This window comes from Acetobacterium sp. (assembly GCF_041752335.1).
GTDB lineage: Bacteria > Bacillota > Clostridia > Eubacteriales > Eubacteriaceae > Acetobacterium.
In genome coordinates this window covers 23,719-43,257 of sequence record NZ_JBGSHG010000006.1, presented here as the reverse complement: position 1 = coordinate 43,257, position 19,539 = coordinate 23,719, and the positions used below count along the sequence as shown (strand labels likewise).

The 19,539-nt window shown below is 44.4% G+C and carries 15 protein-coding genes; 12 read left to right on the top strand and 3 right to left on the bottom strand.

The features are described from left to right. Positions 1 to 154 precede the first annotated feature (154 nt). Entirely contained in the window at positions 155 to 1,273 is a 1,119-nt protein-coding gene (locus tag ACEW8F_RS01325) for a G5 domain-containing protein (protein ID WP_373481670.1), read from the top strand. A gap of 105 nt (positions 1,274 to 1,378) precedes the next feature. On the opposite strand, the gene ACEW8F_RS01320 is transcribed toward ACEW8F_RS01325, so the two are convergent. Continuing rightward, positions 1,379 to 2,989, bottom strand: a complete 1,611-nt coding sequence (locus ACEW8F_RS01320) for a hypothetical protein (protein WP_373481669.1) — start codon at positions 2,987 to 2,989, stop codon at positions 1,379 to 1,381. A 520-nt stretch (positions 2,990 to 3,509) separates the two neighbouring features. Between ACEW8F_RS01320 and ACEW8F_RS01315 the strand changes: the two genes are divergently transcribed. The 4 genes from ACEW8F_RS01315 (at position 3,510) to ACEW8F_RS01300 (ending at position 9,367) form a co-directional block, all read left to right on the top strand. Further along, positions 3,510 to 4,265: a tRNA1(Val) (adenine(37)-N6)-methyltransferase gene (locus ACEW8F_RS01315; RefSeq protein ID WP_373481668.1), complete on the top strand. Its 756-nt coding sequence runs from the start codon at positions 3,510 to 3,512 to the stop codon at positions 4,263 to 4,265. A 254-nt stretch (positions 4,266 to 4,519) separates the two neighbouring features. Beyond that, complete coding sequence (locus ACEW8F_RS01310; RefSeq protein ID WP_373481667.1) at positions 4,520 to 5,122, top strand: protein-glutamate O-methyltransferase CheR; 603 nt, start codon at positions 4,520 to 4,522, stop codon at positions 5,120 to 5,122. A 14-nt stretch (positions 5,123 to 5,136) separates the two neighbouring features. Next, positions 5,137 to 5,724, top strand: coding sequence for an MBL fold metallo-hydrolase (locus ACEW8F_RS01305; protein ID WP_373481666.1), 588 nt, complete (start codon positions 5,137 to 5,139; stop codon positions 5,722 to 5,724). 52 nt (positions 5,725 to 5,776) lie between these two features. Continuing rightward, positions 5,777 to 9,367 carry a methyl-accepting chemotaxis protein gene (locus tag ACEW8F_RS01300; protein ID WP_373481665.1) on the top strand — a complete coding sequence of 1,197 codons (3,591 nt, stop codon included), beginning with the start codon at positions 5,777 to 5,779 and terminating at the stop codon, positions 9,365 to 9,367. Between the two features lie 86 nt (positions 9,368 to 9,453). Here ACEW8F_RS01300 and ACEW8F_RS01295 read toward each other — a convergent pair whose 3' ends face one another. Both ACEW8F_RS01295 and ACEW8F_RS01290 read right to left on the bottom strand, forming a co-directional pair. Next, positions 9,454 to 10,416, bottom strand: coding sequence for an ATP-binding protein (locus tag ACEW8F_RS01295; protein ID WP_373481664.1), 963 nt, complete (start codon positions 10,414 to 10,416; stop codon positions 9,454 to 9,456). Continuing rightward, positions 10,403 to 11,431: a DnaD domain protein gene (locus ACEW8F_RS01290; RefSeq protein WP_373481663.1), complete on the bottom strand. Its 1,029-nt coding sequence runs from the start codon at positions 11,429 to 11,431 to the stop codon at positions 10,403 to 10,405. Before ACEW8F_RS01290 ends, ACEW8F_RS01295 begins: the two co-directional genes overlap by 14 nt. 272 nt (positions 11,432 to 11,703) lie before the next feature. Here ACEW8F_RS01290 and ACEW8F_RS01285 point away from each other — a divergent pair, with 272 nt between their 5' ends. The 7 genes from ACEW8F_RS01285 to ACEW8F_RS01255 all read left to right on the top strand — a co-directional run bounded on the left by ACEW8F_RS01285 (position 11,704) and on the right by ACEW8F_RS01255 (position 19,435). Continuing rightward, positions 11,704 to 12,981, top strand: a complete 1,278-nt coding sequence (locus ACEW8F_RS01285; RefSeq protein ID WP_373481662.1) for a UDP-N-acetylglucosamine 1-carboxyvinyltransferase — start codon at positions 11,704 to 11,706, stop codon at positions 12,979 to 12,981. Positions 12,982 to 13,151: 170 nt separating this feature from the next. Continuing rightward, positions 13,152 to 13,940, top strand: a complete 789-nt coding sequence (locus tag ACEW8F_RS01280) for an MBL fold metallo-hydrolase (protein WP_373481661.1) — start codon at positions 13,152 to 13,154, stop codon at positions 13,938 to 13,940. Positions 13,941 to 13,968: 28 nt separating this feature from the next. Then, positions 13,969 to 15,072, top strand: coding sequence for a S1C family serine protease (locus tag ACEW8F_RS01275; RefSeq protein WP_373481660.1), 1,104 nt, complete (start codon positions 13,969 to 13,971; stop codon positions 15,070 to 15,072). 449 nt (positions 15,073 to 15,521) lie between these two features. Beyond that, positions 15,522 to 16,775: an ammonium transporter gene (locus ACEW8F_RS01270; RefSeq protein WP_373481659.1), complete on the top strand. Its 1,254-nt coding sequence runs from the start codon at positions 15,522 to 15,524 to the stop codon at positions 16,773 to 16,775. Between the two features lie 70 nt (positions 16,776 to 16,845). Beyond that, positions 16,846 to 17,184 carry a P-II family nitrogen regulator gene (locus tag ACEW8F_RS01265; protein ID WP_373481658.1) on the top strand — a complete coding sequence of 113 codons (339 nt, stop codon included), beginning with the start codon at positions 16,846 to 16,848 and terminating at the stop codon, positions 17,182 to 17,184. Positions 17,185 to 17,709: 525 nt separating this feature from the next. Further along, positions 17,710 to 18,966: an ammonium transporter gene (locus tag ACEW8F_RS01260; RefSeq protein ID WP_373481694.1), complete on the top strand. Its 1,257-nt coding sequence runs from the start codon at positions 17,710 to 17,712 to the stop codon at positions 18,964 to 18,966. Between the two features lie 130 nt (positions 18,967 to 19,096). Beyond that, positions 19,097 to 19,435 carry a P-II family nitrogen regulator gene (locus ACEW8F_RS01255; protein ID WP_373481657.1) on the top strand — a complete coding sequence of 113 codons (339 nt, stop codon included), beginning with the start codon at positions 19,097 to 19,099 and terminating at the stop codon, positions 19,433 to 19,435. Positions 19,436 to 19,539 lie beyond the last annotated feature (104 nt).

Genomic DNA, 19,539 nt, shown 5'->3' with positions numbered 1-19,539 from the left:
TTTAATTAGATATATTTTAAATCAAAAATTAAGAAAAGTCAATTAGTAAATTCTAATCTTGACAATTATCTGGAAATGAAGTACAATCGATTTGTAAAGAAATTGTAACGAAACGGAGTTTCGATCTCAGGATTGAAATGGAAATGGAGGTTTTATGATAGAGAAAGAGAAGTTCAGCCCTAACAAAAGAAAAAAGTCGATTCTTAAAATAGGGATGGCCAGCGTGATCATTACCTGTGTAGTGGGAACCGCCAGTTCTTTTGTTTTTGCCAAGGAGATCAAGGTAACTGTTGATGACACGGAAAGAGTGCTCAGCGGTGGCATCTTCCAGAATGTCGGTGAGGTGCTGGAAGACAATGGTATAAAACTGGGCGATCAATATACCGTCGATGTGGATACGAATTCGGTGCTGTTTACAGTTGATACGATCGAAGTGAAGAGCAAAGCCAGCGGCGAGCTGTCATTTGACGGGAAAACCATTATTTATCAGACTGAAGCTAAAACAGTCGGCGATTTGCTCAAAGAGTATAAGATTGAACTAAAAGATCTTGACCGGGTGGAACCCGGTAAGTCGACACCATTAGAAGATGTCGAGGAAGTTGACGTGATCCGGGTTGCGGTTGATGAACTGCCAAGCCGACAGGTCATTACCTATACGATCCAGAAAAAAGACGATCCGGAAATGGAAGTTGGCAAAACCAAGGTTGTTCAGGTTGGTGTTAATGGTGAATCCAGTCAGGTTGAACGGGTGCTTTATGAAAACGGCGTCGAAGTCAAACGTGAAATTATTTACGACGAGATTGTTACCGCGCCGATTCCGGAAATTGTCGAAGTGGGAACCAAGGCAGTTGTTGTGACACCGGCTCCGGTGGCTGAAACTCCGGCCGTTGTGCAAACTCCAGAACCGGTCCAGACACCGGTTACCGAAACCCCGGCGGCTGTCCCGGCGCCGGTGGTCGAAACCCCGGCCCAGACAACCGCCACCAATACCATTCCCGAAGGTGCGGTAAAAATGACCATTCAGTGTACGGCCTATACGGCAACCGGAAATGCTACCGCATCGGGTGTGATGCCAGTGGCCAATCATACCGTAGCAGCCTGGAGCGGTCTGCCATTTGGTACCAAGATTTACATCCCGGCTATGGGCACCACCTATACGGTTGAAGATCGGGGCGGTGCTGTTACTGAAGGAATCGTTGATATTTATATGGATTCTTACGATGCCTGTATTCAGTTTGGACGACAGAATTTGGAAGCTTATATTGTTTATTAAAATGAAATGAATAAAACATAAAAAGGATGTGCTGCAGCACATCCTTTTTATGTTGATATAATTGAGAGAAATAAAAAAGCAGAAACCATTCATGCGGTTTCTGCTTTAATTTTTAAGATGTCGTAAGACCAGGGCCCGATAATCGAAGGGATTGGTAATATCCCGGCTGTAGGGAATTGATGCGATGTTGAGCTTCACATCAGGTTCAATGGCTTCATATTCGGATATCAGAGCATTAAAGGCATCGGTGATCTCCTGATTAATCAGCATTTGATTTTTAACCGAGGTGTTTTCCATCAGAACACTGAAAACACTGCCATCGAGAATATAAATCAGGTGGGTGCTATAGCAATGGGTTTTAATAATCTTCAAGGTTTTATATAGAATTTCGTCCCAGAGCCGCGAGCCGTTCATGGTTTTAAGTTCCTCCAGATGGCGAACCGTAATCATTTCCAGAGTCAGAATGGTTTCGCCCCGAGAAGCGCGATCCATAGCATATTTAAGATCCTTGTAATAGGCTTTTTCAATCGTCAGCCCCGGACTTTCTTCCAGATCATCATAGGAAGCAATTTGCTGTTCCAGATTTTTTTTGAAATGGAAAAGCTCCCGGACCTTTCTGATTAATAAGGCAGAACTCCATAAAATCATCGGGATCACTACCAGCCAGCCAAGCTGGTATAATTTAAATGGCACATCAAGGTAGAAAACCGAAATGATGGATAACATCACATAACTGCACAGTAGCAGGATCATAAAAAAGATACTGGCGCCATAGGGCATGGCAATGGTAAAGATCAGGCAGGTGAATAAAATAAAGACGACACTGTAATCGATAAAATTAAATTCTGAAGCGGTAAAAATCAGAAAAGCGCCAAAAACGATTAATCCCATAAAGAAAAAAACAACCGGCGGAACCATATTGGTTAAGCTGGGCTTTTTAAGGGGGGATTGGTTTGCTTTTTTTGTTGGTTTGGTCTTTTTTTGTTTGGCCGTTTTAGCTTTGGTCTTTATCGGTTTTTCTTTTCCCGGTGGCAGCGGTTTTTTCTGAATCGGTGCTTTGGCAGTCAGAATCGGTTTTGCCGGTTCGATCGTCGGTGCTTTTAGCAGTTCAGGGGATGGATCAGGACGCTGTGCTTCCTGGACCGTTTCGGGAGGAGACAGCGCTTCCGCAATTTCTGAAACACTGGTATTGAGAATCGCAGCAACGGTGTTTGGCGGCACTGGTTGGGCTATCGCTGCTTCGTTTGACACCTGGGAGAGGGCTGCTGTCCGCTCCGATTCATAGGCGTAAGGCGTGGTCCGGCCCAGTATTTTTGAAAGGGTGGGCAGTTCCTCATCATCTTCGCTTTCGCCGATGGGGGTGGAAAAGCCGACCAACTCATTGGGATGCGATGATTGATCAGTGAGACGATCGCCATCAAATGCCAGCCTGTTGATTGGGGTTTCGAAAGGACGGGAATTGAGAACCGCCTGATCCAGAGCATCGTCATCCAAGATATCCACACCGGAAAGAAAATGTTCGCCGGGTTGGTAGGGATCCTGGATGGCTGCTTCAAGAATGTCAGGTTTTACTTCCGCAGAAATGAAACCATCATCAATAAGTGAAGCAAGCTTTGCATCAATTCGTATTTCACATTCCCGGATGGTGGCATCCAGATTCTGTTTTTTTTCGAGAATAATATCCAATTTACTCGGCTGGATTTTGTCATTATTCATATATATCCATCGCTTTCGCAAATAATTTCATTGCAATATTTTTTGGTCATTGACTTTATCATCATAATCGTGGATGATAAAGGAGTTTTTAGAGGCGTGGGAATCATTACAATAAATTAGAAATAGTCCTCTACAACTACACATTATAGCAAAGATTTTGCTTACATTAAAGGGGAAATCGAAAAAAGGCAGTAAATTCAGAAAAAATATTTTATCAACAGCCAAAGGGGCCTGTTATTTACAGCGAAAGAAGTTTAAACTGCCTGTTAATGGGGTTCTGATAATGGGATGAAAAGTTTCAACTTTTAGCTGTGCATATGTGGATAATTTATACAAAACAATCAACAGTCTGATTGAAAAAAGGATAATCCGAAAAGCCCATGATTTAGGCAGTTATCGGGAAAAGGTGAAGCATTTACAAAACTTATCCACAAATAGTGGATAGAATCGACAAAACTGTGGATAAAGCTGTTGATTATCGGTGAAAATAATAAAATTGTGTGGATAGGAGGAGTTAATTGTGGATAACTTTCTAAAAAATGGGGAGAGAATCGAGGATTTAGGGCTTAATAATTTGAGGATTATCCAGAATCCGGATTATTTTTGTTTTGGCATGGATGCGGTATTACTGTCCTGGTTTGTTTCCCGGCGCCTTAAAGGGTCTCCCCATATCATCGATTTGGGAACCGGGACGGGAATAATTCCGCTATTGCTTTATGGCAAAACAAAGGCGGCCTCCATTACCGGCCTGGAAATACAGGAACCGCTGGTGGAAATGGCTAGACGGAGTATGGCACTCAATGGTTTATCAGCCCAGATCAGGATCATCGCCGGGGATATTAAAGAACCCGGCAATGAGATTTTGCCAAACACTTATGATGTGGTGGTCAGTAATCCCCCCTATATGCGGGCCCAGGCGGGACTGAAAAATAATTGTGAAACAAAAACGATTTCCCGGCATGAAATTTTATGCAGCATTGAAGATATTCTCATTTTCAGCAAGCGGATGCTGAAGGATCGGGGACGCCTGTTTCTAGTTCACCGGCCGGAACGGCTGGGGGATATTATTTCACTGATGCGTCTTTATAAAATTGAGGTCAAGCATCTGCAATTTGTTTACCCTTCCATTAAAAAAGAAGCCAATCTGGTCTTGATTGAAGGGCGAAAAAGCGGTAAACCAGGCTTAAAAACCGATGCGCCATTGATTGTTTATCAGGAAAAGGGCGAATATACCCAGGAAATCTATGATATCTATGGGATGACAAAGCCGAAATAGTAGAGTTGATCAGTCTCAAAGGCTGATCAAGCGGAGACATAAAAAAAGAATAATGAAGGCTAGATACACAGATGATTATCTCAATGTTACAGAAGGGGTAATCTGTAACAAAAAAAATGTTTGAGTCAAGAAAATAGTGGTATAAATATCAGCAATGCAGCTAAAAATTCTGAAATCATATGAGTTTCAGGGGAAGCTGGCATTGCTTATTTTAATATCATTGGATTTAATGTATACATGAAAAAGGAGACACAATGGCATTTACTTACTTTTTTAGAGATTTACAAACCCTGGAAATGATTTGTGACCACGCCATTCCCACGCTGCGATTAAAACAGAAGATTAAGATCTGGGATGCCGGCTGCGCTATGGGACCGGAACCCTATACTCTGGCGATGCTGCTTCGGGACCGTATCGGTCACATGTATTTCAGAAATGTAAAAATACAGGCAACCGATATCGATGGCAGCGATCTTTTCGACAAGATTATTTATGAGGCCGAGTATCCCCGGGAGCAGGTGCAACGGATACCTAAGGAAATTTTTGAAAAATACTTCGTCAAGGTGGAAAATCAGGATCGTTATTGTTTGATTGATGAGATCAAAGCGGCTGTCAGTTTTCAGAAGCACGATCTGCTGACCCTTTCCAGTATTGGTCAAGATTTTGGACTTATTTTATGTAAAAATGTTTTGCTTCATTTTAACGAGCAGGAACGCATCGCTGTGATCCGGATGTTTCATGATTCCCTCATCGATGGCGGATATCTGGCGATGGAACAAACCCAAAAACTTCCGGTTGAGTTAAAAGATTTATTTGAACCGGTTGTCTCCAATGCACAATTATATAAAAAAGTGTAAAAAGGAACAGAATCATGAAAATTATCAATTTATCAGTGGGCAGAAAAATTTATACTTCGAATGTTTATTTAGTTACTGGTGACTGGAATAAACTTAGTGACGTCAACACTCTGATAGACGTGGGTCGAGATCCGACTATTTTTGAAAAAATTGATCAGGCATCCACTGGCGTAGGAAAAAAACGCATTCAAAAAGTTGTGCTGACACATAGTCATTATGATCATGCGACCCTTCTCCCGATGATTAAGAAACGATATAATCCCAAAACATATGCCGCATCAACGGTGCTGGAAAATGTTGATGTCATTTTGAAAGGCGGTGAACGATTGAAAATCGGCGATCAGGAATTTGAGGTAATTTATACCCCGGGGCACAGCAATGATTCAATTTGTTTGTATTGTAAAAAGGAAAAGATTCTCTTCGCAGGAGATACCCCATTGGTGATTCGCACCAAAGATACAACCTATGAAAAAGCATTTATTCATGCATTGGAGGAAATTTCAAAAAAAGAAATTGAGACGATTTACTTTGGTCATGGAGATCCCTTAATTGGGGAGTGTAAAAAAGTATTATTAAATTCACTTAACAATGCTAAGAGTTAGAAAAAGGAAGTCAAGCCAAAATTATAAAATAAAGGGAATCATAGGAGGTTCTATGAAAACGTTTGCAAACATGAAGATTAAAGCCAAGTTATTGACTGGATTTGTTATCATGGCAATTATTGTTACGATTGTAGGGGTTGTGGGAATAACAAATATTAAGGCATTAGATCAGTCGGATACTGAATTATATGAAAATATGACAGTGCCTATATCTCAGGCAGGTCATATATCAACGGCTTTTCAACGGATGCGGGTTAATATCCGGGATATGATCATTGCCAATGACCCGGTAGTTATTAAAGAGAATGCAGATAAAATTGCAGAACGTCAAGCTGAATTGGATACCCTGACAGCTGAATTTGAAAGCCGGATTGTTTCCGATGAAATGCGGACTGCCTTTGATGAATTTGTCGAGGCCCGAAAAAATTATAAAGGCTCGATTACAGAATTGATTGCGTTAGCGAATCAAAATCAGGATGCCCAGGCTTTTGCACTGATGGCTGACAGCGGTGTATCAGGGATTGCTGCCCGGGCTGAACAGGATGCAATTGAAAAACTGGTCGAGCTTAAACTGGCTGATGGCAGTGCCAAGGCCACCGCCAATACAGTCCAGGCCAATAGCGTGGTTACCACCATGATCATCGTTATTGTGATTGGTGTGTTGATGTCAATTGTGTTAGGCGTTTTTCTGGGATCTGCCATTAGTAAACCACTAAAAAAAGCGGCCGCCATGTTAAAAGAAATGAGCATGGGTCATTTAGGAATGCGTTTGAAGATGGACTCAAAAGATGAGATAGGAGAGATGGCTATTTCAATGGACAGTTTTGCTGATGATCTTCAAAATGTCGTCATTGGAACGATGAAACAAATTTCGAGAGGCGATGTTTCAGCGAACATTGAAATCCGCGATGAACAGGATGAGATTAATCCAGCGCTCAAGGAAACCATCGAAACCATCAGAGGGCTTATCGTTGAAGCCAATATGTTATCTCAGGCAGCCGTAGCGGGCCAATTGGATACCCGGGGAAATGCCGATGCATTTAACGGTGGATATAAAGAAATCGTCGAAGGGGTTAACAACACTCTGGACGCGGTGGTCGGACCGCTGAACGTGGCGGCTGAGTATGTGGAAAGAATCAGCAAAGGGGATATCCCGCCGAAGATCACCGACAGCTATAATGGCGATTTCAATGAAATCAAGAATAACCTGAACACCTGTATCGATGCTGTTACAGCCCTGGTCGATGATGCCGCTATGCTATCCCTGGCCGGGATTGAAGGCCGACTGGATACGCGAGCGGATGCCAGCAAACATGGCGGCGACTTTGCCAAAATTGTAGACGGCGTCAACAATACCCTGGACGCCGTGATCGGACCGCTGAACGTGGCGGCTGAGTATGTGGACCGGATCAGCAAGGGTGATATTCCGCCGAAGATCACCGACAGTTATAATGGCGATTTCAATGAAATCAAGAATAACCTGAACACCTGTATCGACGCGATTACGGCATTGGTGGAAGATGCCGCTCATCTGGCCCAGGCCGGCATCGCCGGACAGCTGGATACGCGTGCCGATGCCAGCAAACATGGCGGCGACTTTGCCAAAATTGTAGACGGCGTCAACAATACCCTGGACGCCGTGATTGGACCGCTGAACGTGGCGGCCGAGTATGTGGATCGGATCAGCAAGGGTGATATCCCGCCGAAGATCACCGACGATTACAATGGCGATTTCAACGAGATCAAGAATAACCTGAACACCTGCATCGATGCCGTTACAGCCTTGGTCGATGATGCCGCTATGCTATCCCTGGCCGGGATTGAAGGCCGACTGGATACCCGAGCGGATGCAACCAGACACGAAGGCGACTTTGCCAAGATTGTAGATGGCGTCAACAATACCCTGGACGCCGTTATCGGACCGCTGAACGTGGCGGCCGAGTATGTCGACCGGATCAGCAAGGGTGATATTCCGCCGAAGATCACCGACAGCTATAATGGCGATTTCAACGAAATCAAGAATAACCTGAACACCTGTATCGACGCGATTACGGCATTGGTGGATGACGCTGCTCATCTGGCCCAGGCCGGCATCGCCGGCCAGCTGGATACGCGAGCAGATGCCAGCAAACATGGCGGCGACTTTGCTAAAATTGTGGATGGCGTCAACAATACCCTGGACGCCGTCATCGGACCGCTGAACGTGGCGGCCGAGTATGTCGACCGGATCAGTAAGGGCGATATCCCGCCGAAGATTACCGACGATTACAATGGCGATTTCAACGAAATCAAGAATAACCTGAACACCTGTATCGATGCCATCACGGCGTTGGTGGATGATGCGGCTCATCTGGCTCAGGCCGGCATCGCCGGACAGCTGGATACGCGAGCCGATGCCAGCAAACATCATGGTGACTTTGCCAAAATCGTCGAAGGGGTCAATCATACCCTAGATGCGGTGATTGAACCCATCAACGAGGCTTCAATCACGCTAAAAGAGCTGGCCAATGGCAATTTGAACACTTCAATGAAAGGACAGTATAAGGGCGATCATGCATTAATTAAGGAAGACATGAATCGGACGGTCAATTCTCTCAACCGTTATGTCAAAGAGATAACCGGTACACTTGAACAAATGGGTCGAGGGAACCTTGATCAGGAAATAAAATCAGATTATCAGGGAGCTTTCCTGGATATCAAGATTGCGCTTAATGATATTACCAGTCAACTTAGTGCGACCATGGCGGATATTGATGAAGCCGCTGGACAGGTTGAAGCCGGAGCCAGACAGATATCTGATGGCGGACAGGCACTGTCCCAGGGAACCACTGAACAAGCCAGCTCCATTGAGCAGATCAATGCCTCAATTTCAGAAGTAGCTGAGGAAACTAAAAAGAATGCCGTTAATGCCAATGCTGCCAATGAGTTGGCCGTTGAGGTCCGAACCAACGCCGAAGTTGGTAATGGTCAAATGGATGAAATGGTCAGTGCCATGATCGAGATTAATGAATCATCTCAAAATATTTCCAAAATCATTAAAGTTATTGACGATATCGCCTTCCAGACTAATATTCTGGCCTTGAATGCGGCAGTAGAAGCAGCCAGAGCGGGACAACATGGTAAAGGATTTGCCGTTGTTGCGGAAGAGGTACGAACCCTGGCAGCCAGAAGTGCCGAGGCCGCGAAAGAAACTACCGGCCTCATTGAAGGATCCATCAATAAGGTGGAAATTGGAACAAAAATTGCCGATCAGACTGCCATCAGTTTAAAAGAAATTCTAAGCGAAATTGAACGGGTGGCTGATCTAGTGGAGAACATCGCTCATGCATCCAATGAGCAGGCATCCGAAATCGCCCAGATAACCCAGGCAATCAATCAGGTTTCCCAGGTAGTTCAAACCAATTCAGCCACGGCAGAAGAAAGTGCCGCAGCCAGTGAAGAACTGTCAAGTCAATCAGAAATATTGATGGAAATGGTGGGAGCATTCCAACTTAAGGAAAATCCGAACAAACGCAATCAGGAAACAGGTGGATCTAAGCGAATAATGTCGCCTGTTAGTAAGCCGGTGGAACCAAAAATCGTATTAAATGATATGGAGTATGGGGAAATAAAGGTTGATTCAGTGAGGCTTGATAAATACTAAGACAGGATTCAAAAAAGGGCGGTTTTTCCGCCCTTTTAATATTTTATAAGATTAGTGGATTTTGAAGAAGGCTAAAAAGCAGTAAATTATCTTCCCCGCCGGGCCTTGAGAATCCGGATATCTTCGCCCAGAAAAGGAATGGTTTTAAAATAGCCGGAGATTCGGGAAGAAAGCCGTTCGTCATAAAGGGATTTTATTTTAAGCACCGTCAAATTACTGGAAATGATCATCTTTTTTTCGGCATTAAGGCGGCTGTCGATGACCTCGTAGAGTTGTTTCTGGCTGTATTCAGAAGAAAATTCAGCCCCTAAATCATCGATGATCAATAGATCGCAGAGCAGCAGTGGTTCATAAATTTCGGTGGAGGTTTTCTTTTCTCGGAACAGCTGATCCTGAATGCTGGCAACCAGGTGAGCAGCCGTGACGTAGACAATCCCATAACCTTTTTCGGTGAGTTTGTTGACGATGCAATTGGACATAAAGGTTTTGCCCACCCCGGGCGGACCGGTAAAGAGGAGCTGGTCTTCGATGTTATCAAAATTCTGACAATATTTGAGCATATTCTGTTTAATGCTGAGGGCATTGGAGCGATGACTGGCAACACCCGAACCAAGGGGCTGCTCGGAATAATAGTCAGGATTAAAGGTTTCAAAGGTTTCCCGCTGGGCCCGGGTTTTCAGGTCATAGCTGGAAAAACTGATTTCGGCCAGACACTGGTTCAGACAAGCGCAGATCCCTTCGGGGAGAATCCCTGAGTCTTGGCATAACGAACAATAATAGGAGTGGCTCAGCAGGGTGGCATTTGCTCCGGCCAGGGCTTTTTTTGTGGCCTCGAGTTCGCTCATTTGCAGTCGGATGGACACAGTTTTATCGAGCTCCCTGGCGATGGTCGCCCGGGTCAGGGCCACCCCCAGGCGGTTGATTTCATTATCAATATCAGAAAGCTCCGGAATCTGACCATAGAGGGCTGCTTTTTTCTGGCGCAGTTTAAATTGGTAGGCCTGCTGCTTTTCCTGCAGCAGGGCAAAGGCTTCATTATAGGTCTTCATCGTTTATCTCCAGTTCCGGCCATAAATCTTCGGCATAATCAACTTCCATATCCAGGTAAGCCTGTTTACGGGCATCGCTCATGGGTTCAAGGGACTCTTTATGATCAAATTTGGGTTTCGGTTTGTCATTTTTGATATCTTCCAGGGTTTTGAAACCCTGTTCGTGCCAGTTTTTTAAAATCCCGTCAATATATTTCATATTTGGTTTGTTAGTCCGGGATAAGGCCTGGACAATGATATCCATCGAAAAACCGTAGTCCCGAAACCAGGTATCCATCATCTGCCGCTCCGAAACCATGGGGTTTCGCTGAATTCCCAGGTATTTAAAGATCTGATAATAGGCCGTCCGTTGATGGGCTGAGTCTTTAATATAGGCTTCAGCCTCGATATGATCGCGAACCTCGGCATCATGAAAGCTTTTGGCCACGGTTTCCAGATAAGAGACCACCTGAGCCGGGGTGAAGGTGCGATCTTTTTTATTGATCATGTTAATGGAATATTCGACAATCAGAATCACCGCTTCCGGGGTGAAATTGTAGTCGTCCAGCCAGCGTTTAAAGAGCAGGGTTTCTTTTTTGGTGATGGTCCGGCTTTCGTACATATCCTGGATGGTGGTATACATTCTTTGGATTCGGTCTTCCATGAGATTGGAGGATTGGGCATTTTTAGGAACCGTGGTTTCCGGAATGGCTTCATTTTTATAGAGAATTGTGCCGGTGATATTATAAAAACGAACCAGTGCGTCCCGGGTGCCGGTGTATTCAATGGCGATGATTTTTTCAGAGGCCCAGTAATCCCAGGCTTTTTTCACGTCAGTTTCCAATAAATTCAGATCCTTGGCGATATCTTCATTGCTGATGGGAGTAAGACCCTGATTAAAGCATCTCTTTAAGCCGTAAAGATAGACCTTCACGTAGTCGCCCCGAGCCATGGGCATATAGTGATTGATAAAAATATTCTCAATGGGCGTCACACCCAGATCATCATGGCTGGAAACTAATTCGAAACGATTCATTTTTTACCTCGAGTTATGGATTGATAATCTTTTGTTAATAAAAATTTTATAGATAGCATACATATAATTATGCTATTATATCACATCGTATTTAATTTGTGAGGAATTCCTGTTTTCTTTAAGCGGGGAAAAGAATTCTTAAAGAGTATAAGAAAAACCGGGATACTGATAAAAAACCGGCGTAAAATCACGAGAATTCTTGATAAAACTGAAACTTATGATATAATTATCAATTGGATATTGCATATACACTTGCACTGAAAGGAATAAATATGGATGCTTTTATTATAGAAGGAGGTAACCCCCTACAAGGTGAGGTTACGATCTCCGGGGCAAAAAATGCCGTGCTGGGAATTATTCCGGCGGCAGTACTTTGTGCCTGCTCAAGTAAGATAGAAAATGTTCCCGATATTAAAGATGTTAACAAAATGATTGTTATTCTGGAAAAATTGGGCGCTGAAATATATAGAGAAAATGATACCCTGATTATTAATACCGAAAAACCGATTTCATATGATGTGTCAGATTATGAAGAGGAAACCGGCCAGATGCGGGCCTCCTATTACCTGTTGGGCGCGTTACTGGGACGATATCGCAAAGCGATTGTGCCCTTGCCCGGCGGCTGCAACATCGGTGATCGGCCGATTGACCAGCATATTAAAGGCTTTCAGGCCTTGGGCGCAACGGTGGTGATCGAACATGGCCAGGTAAAAATGGAGGCACCGGAATTAAGAGGCGCCCACATTTTTATGGATGTAGTCAGTGTCGGCGCAACCATCAACATTATGCTGGCGGCGGTGCGGGCCGATGGTAAAACAATTATTGAAAATGCTGCCAAAGAACCCCACATCGTTGATGTGGCTAACTTTTTGAACCTGATGGGAGCAAACATCAAGGGTGCGGGAACAGATGTTATCAAGATCGTCGGCGTTGAAGAAATGCATGGCTGCGAATATTCGGTCATTCCCGATCAGATTACCACCGGCACCTATATGATGGCCGCAGCGGCCACTGAAGGGGATATTTTAATCAAAAACGTGATTCCCAAGCATATGGAAGCGATCACCGCAAAGCTCAGCGAAATGGGTGTCATCGTCCTCGAAGAGGATGACGGGATTCGGGTTATCGGGAAGCATCCCTTAAAGGCGGTGAATGTGAAGACCATGCCTTATCCTGGTTTTCCCACCGATCTCCAGCAACCGATGGCCGTTTTAATGACCATTGCCCAGGGTACCAGTACGATTACCGAAAGTATTTTTGAAAGCCGCTTTAAATATGTGGATGAATTACGCCGGATGGGCGCCAATATTTCCATTAACAGCCGGACGGCAACGATTAACGGGGTCAAAACCTTATCGGCCACCAAAATCAGAACCACCGATTTAAGAGCCGGAGCCGCCATGGTGATCGCCGGTTTAATTGCTGACGGCGAGACAAAAATTACCGAGATTGTCCATATTGACCGAGGATACGAAAATCTTCAGGAAAATCTGCGTAATCTGGGCGCTGATATCCGCCGGATTTCCGAGAAAGATCCGGCTGGCCTTTAGCGTAATTAAGGTTGATGAAGCGGAAAGGGACAACGATTACCTTAAATCTCGTAAAGTTAGGTTAAGTCAGGTTTAAGCATCATTCGCTAGGATAAACCTAACAATCCTGCTGGCCCCTGGCGCATTTAAATGGATGTTTTATAAGGTGAAAATGAACAAGGGAGCAACGATTGAAATTTTGTAGTTTATATAGTGGAAGTTCAGGAAATAGTTTATTTGTCTCAAACAACAGCACCAAAATACTCATCGATGCTGGCCTCAGCGGGAAACGGATTCAGAGTGCCCTGGAGGTCATTGAAGAGGATCCCCGGGGAATTGGCGCCATTATGGTGACCCATGAACACAGTGATCATATCCATGGGGTTGGGGTTTTATCCCGCCGTTTTGACCTGCCGATTTACGCCAATCAAAAAACCTGGGAAGCGATGATGAAGGATCTGGGTAAAATCGCCGAGCATAATATTAAAGTCTTTGATTTTGAAAAACCTTTTAATATCCAGGATTTTCAGATTGAAGCTTTTAAAACATCTCATGATGCGGCGGATTCGGCGGGCTTTGTCATTTCTGACGGAAAAAATCAGCTGGGAATCGCCACCGATTCGGGGATTATTACTCCGGAGATGCGCAGTGCCTTATGCGGCTGTGATCTGGTGGTGCTGGAATCCAATCATGACGTGTCAATGCTGGAAGCCGGATCTTATCCTTTCTACCTCAAACAGCGGATAAAAAGTGACTTCGGTCATTTGTCCAACGAGACGGCCGGAGATCTGGCCCTGACACTGGTCAAGGAAGGCACCCGGCAACTGGTGCTGGCCCATCTCAGCCAGGAAAACAATTACCCCCTGCTGGCCTATGAAACCACCGCCCGGATTTTAACCGGGGCCGGGGTAGTGCTGGATGGGGATGTAAAACTTTGTGTGGCCAAAAGAAGCTGTGCCAGTGAGACAATTAACCTTTAAAAGAACTCAACTAAGATTGAGGTGAACGATGAACGACGATCTGAAAAAAGAAAAAAAATCGAATTCCTTTATCACCGGTATGATCGGCGCGATTATCGGCGGTGTGATTGTGGGTGTTCTGCTCCTTGGTGTTAACTTTTTTTTCGACAACAGCACTGTGATTCAGGGCGCTAAAAACGAAATTGTTGTCAGCCAGGGATCAGCAGACTCGGTGGTAGAAGCCATTGCTCAAACCGTGCCGCCATCGGTGGTGGGGATTGAGACAACCGGGGTGGCCATGACCGCTTATGGACCTCAGGAAGCCAGCGGCGTCGGTTCCGGTTTTATTTTAACCAGCGATGGTTATATCGCCACCAATCAGCATGTGGCATCGGATGACATTTCCGGCATGACCGTATCACTGGCTGACGGGAACACCTATGAGGCTAAACTGATCTGGTCGGATCCTAGCCTGGATATGGCCATTATCAAGATTGATGCCACGGATTTGCCGGTGCTCGAACTGGGTGATTCAGACAATGTCGTCGTCGGGGAACTGGCGGTGGCGGTTGGTAATCCGATGGGATTGAACTTTGAGCGAACGGTGACGGCGGGAATCATATCAGCCCTGAACCGAAGTATCCCCCTGGAGACAGGTTTAGCAGAAGATCTGATTCAAACCGATGCTTCTATTAATTCGGGAAACAGCGGTGGACCTCTGGTCAATAAAAATGGTGAGGTTATTGGTATCAATACCTATAAACTGACCACCGGAGAAGGAATGGGTTTTGCCATTCCCATCAATATTCTAAAACCGATTCTTAACGAAATTGTTGCTACCGGAAAATTCAATTCCACGGTAATGGGCATCACTGCTTATGACCGGGCCATTGCCGATTATTATATCACCGATAGCAAGGTCAATTTTAGTGAGGGAATTTATATCGCCTCAGTGCAACAGGGTGGCGGGGCCGCCAATGCGGGCATGGCTGCAGGTGACATCATTAAAGAAATCAATGGCGTTAAAACCAACACCATGCTTAAGATGAAAGAAATTCTCTATGCGGTCAATGCTGGCGATAAGGTAAGTGTTACCTTTGAACGGAATGGCCAAAGTCAGACAAAAGATGTGGTTGTGACGGCGGGGCAGTAAAAAGAAAACCGTTTGAAATTGAAAATTAATGAAAATCAATTGACACTGGATTTTTATGGTGTTATAATCAAAAACATCTTAAGGTTAGCTTAACAGTAGTCAATGAAGACAGGATTGTTAGGACAGATACCTAATGATTTTTGAACGCTTATCAAAGGTGATAACAGGAAACCCTGTTATCACCTTTTTTTATTCAAACCAAATAATCGAATTTATTTATCAAAGGTGATAACAGTCATGAATGTTATCACCTTTTTTTAAATAGATGAGAGAGTCTTTATTAAACGTTTGAATGACATAAGAAAAATGAATCGCCACTGAAATAAGCAAGATTTGGCGGATCAAAAGAAAATAGAAATTATAAATTGCCTAAAAAGGCGACTTTGGTAACTGTATGATCGTCACGATACGTCAGTTGATCAAAATAATTGAGAAAAGAGGAAATTAAAATGATTAATTCTGGTGATGTCGCATTTGTTCTAATCGGTTCAATGCTGGTATTCTTTATGACTCCAGGCCTGGGATTGTTCTATGGCGGGATGGTTCGCAGAAAAAATGTGATCAATACATTAATGTCGGTATTATTCTGTTGTGGTTTGGCAACGGTGATGTGGTTTGCTGTCGGTTACTCAATTTCATTTGGAGAAGATGTCGGTGGACTGGGTGTTGTCGGAAATTTAAGCAATGCCTTTTTCAGCGGTGTCAGTGCTACTGAAGCAGGTCCCTATGCAGCCAATATACCTGGTGCATTATTTGCCATTTTTCAATTGATGTTTTGTATTATTACACCAGCCATTCTGGTGGGCGCTCTAGAAGGCCGAATGAAATTTTCAGCCCTGTTTATTTTTATCACTTTCTGGTTGTTGCTTGTCTACTATCCATTAGCTCACATGGTTTGGGGTTTAGGTGGTTTTATTGCTGGACTGGGAGCCGTCGACTTTGCTGGCGGTAATGTTATTCATATCAGCTCCGGGGTTTCGGGATTGATTGCCTGTATCATCCTTGGTAAAAGAAAAGGCTATGGCATTCAGGCCTATCATCCCCATAGCATTCCGATGGTTTTCACCGGTGGTGCCATTTTATGGGTGGGCTGGTTCGCATTCAATGGCGCATCAGCTTTAGCAGCCAACGGACTGGCCGTTCAGGCCATGGGCAATACGATGATCGCTTCGGCAGCAGCAATGTTAAGCTGGATGCTGATGGAATCGATTCTTTATAAAAAAGTGACTGTCCTGGGTGCTGTGACTGGTGCGATAATTGGATTGGTGGCCATTACCCCGGGTTCTGGTTATGTACCCTTTGGTGCGGCCTTGTTTATTGGTGCTTTGGTTAGTCCCATTTGCTTATTCTTTATGACAAAGATCAAACAAAAATTCGGTTATGACGATTCCCTGGATGCCTTTGGCTGTCACGGAATTGGTGGAATCTGGGGCGGTATTGCCACCGGCTTATTTGCTCAATCTGCCATTAATCCTGTTGCTCAATGGGATGGACTGTTTTTCGGAGCCACCGAATTATTTGTTGCTCAGTTGATGGCGGTAGCTATTTCAGTTATCTACTCAGCAGTTATGACAGGGGCAATCATGCTGGTACTTAAAAAAGTAATGAACATCCGTGTTTCGCCTGAAGCCGAAGCATTGGGTTTGGATATCAGCGAACACAGAGAACAAGGTTACCCGGCATTCTCAGGAATTGATCAATAGAACGGTATTAAAATACGGTTGCGAAGCCATAATGTCATGGCTTCGCAATCAGTAAAGAAAGGAAAAACTTATGAAACTGATTGAAGCAATTATCCGTCCGGAAAAGTTAGAACCTTTAAAGGATGCGTTTTTAGAGGCGAAAGTCAATGGCATGAACATCCGTCAGATTCTCGGATGTGGGAATCAATTTGGTTGGGTGGCTCATAATCGGGGAACCTCGGTAATGATGAACATGCTTCCAAAAATTGAAATAAAAATTGTAGTTGCCAATGATAAGGTCGAGGAAACCGTACAGTTGATTATGGATACCGTGCGAACAGGAGAAATCGGTGATGGAAAAATTTTCATCAAACCTGTCGAGGAGTGCATTCGGATCCGAACCGGCGAGCGCGGCGATATCGCTCTTTAAAAGAACTAATCAATAAAGGACAGCGGCGTTTAAAAGCGATTATATTAAATATTTGATATAATCGCTTTTTTTTTGCGCGCTTTTTTGAAATAATACGAAAGACCCCCAACTCTGATAAATTCAAGGACTGATAAATTCAAGGATTGACTCCAGGGGTGACTAATGCTATAATTCGACTTGCTGAGTCAGCGATGAGTCGGCAAAAATTAAATTAAATATTATAATCAACCTTAAATAATAGCGAAAAGGTTCAGTCGATTGTCAATGAGGAGAGTCGACGAAAAAATGAACCGGGTATGTCATTTAGAGTATCAAAGGCGATAACATTTTTTTTGTTGTCGTCTTTTTTTGCGTTGAGCGTCTGCAATTACTGATTTGTAATTAGCTAATTGAACCAACTTATCAAAGGTGATAAGTGTAGCGGCCAGCCTGTTAAGGGTTGGTTTTAAAGTGGGTTGATCTGATAATCATTGGACCGTTTTCAGTGATTGGCATAAATAACGAAAACAGAGAATTACGGAGGAAATTATGATTAATTCTGGAGATGTGGCATTTATTCTGATTTGTACAATGCTGGTATTTTTTATGACCCCAGGGCTGGCATTATTCTATGCTGGCATGGTGCGGCGAAAAAATGCCCTTAACACGATCATGTCGGTGGTGTTTTGCTGTGGTTTGGCCACAGTAATGTGGTATGTAGTGGGGTATTCGATAGCCTTTGGCCCGGATCTGGGCGGATTCGGCTTTATCGGTGATTTTAGCAACGTCTTTTTTAGGGGTATCAGTGCTTCTGAACCAGGACCCTATGCCAGTAATATTCCCGGTCAGCTGTTTGCTATTTTTCAACTGGTGTTCTGCATGGTCACCCCGGCCATTGTGGTGGGTTCACTGTCGGGAAGAATGGGGTTTTCAGCGCTATTTATTTTTGTAACCTTCTGGATGCTGCTGGTCTATTATCCGATGGCTCATATGGTCTGGGGTCAGGGTGGTCTGATTGCTGGCCTGGGCGCAGTGGATTTTGCCGGGGGATTGGTCATCGAAGTCAGCTCGGGGATTTCGGGTCTGGTGGCTTGTATTATTCTGGGTTCCCGAAAAGGTTACGGCATCAAGTCCTATCATCCCCATAATATTCCGCTGTTTGTTATCGGCGGGGCGATTTTATGGGTGGGCTGGTTTGCCTTTAATGGGGGTTCAGCCCTTGCTGCCAACGGATTGGCTGTGCATGCAGTTGTGACTACCTTACTGGCTTCGGCGGCGGCAATGTTAACCTGGATGCTGGTAGAAATGGTGGCTTATAAAAAAGTTACCGTCATGGGTGCCATCACCGGATCAATTGTCGGTCTGGTTTCGATTACTCCCGGGGCTGGTTTTGTGCCAACCGAAGCGGCCTTGTTTATCGGCGGCGTAGTGAGCCCGATCTGTTTCTTCTTTTTAACAAAGGTAAAGGTGCGGTTTGGCTATGATGATACCTTGGATGCCTTTGGCTGTCATGGCATCAGCGGGATCTGGGGAGTTATTGCCACCGGACTGTTTGCCCAGACGGCGATCAATCCGGTAGCCCAATGGAATGGATTGTTCTTTGGTGATACCCAGCTATTTGTGGCTCAGATTATAGCGCTGTTGATTGCGGTGATTTATTCGGGCACGATGACTGCGGCGATTATGCTGATCCTCAAGAAGGTTATGGCTATTCGGGTTGCCCCTGAAGCTGAAGCGTTGGGTCTTGATATTAGTGAACACAGTGAAGAAGCTTATCCGGCATTTTCCGGAATTGACCAATAGCAGTTTATCGACTAAAATACAAAGTGGAAGTCAGCACCGGATATTAGGGAAAATGAAAGTAAAACAATCATTGTTCCGGTAGTTGGAAATTGCCAATGGCCGGTTATTTTAAGTAAGAAAGGAAAATGCTATGAAACAGATCGAAGCGATTATCCGTCCGGAAAAATTGGAACCGTTGAAGGACGCATTTTTGGCGGCAAAGGTCAACGGAATGAATATCCGCCAGGTGTTGGGATGTGGCAATCAGTACGGTTGGGTGGCTCATAACCGGGGCACCACGGTGATGATGAATATGATTCCCAAGATCGAGATTAAAATTGTGGTAGCCGATGATAAGGTGGAAGAAATCATCCAATTGATTATGAATGTGGTCCGAACTGGTGAAATTGGTGATGGCAAAATTTTCATCAAACCAGTGGAAGAATGTATCCGGATTCGAACCGGCGAAAGAGGAGATGTGGCATTATAAAAAATGCGGTTTTCACTAGTAAAAAAACAGCCACTTATATTTACGCATGTAAATATAAGTGGCTGTTTTAGTTGACCTTTTTTACAAAATGCAACGAGGTGATT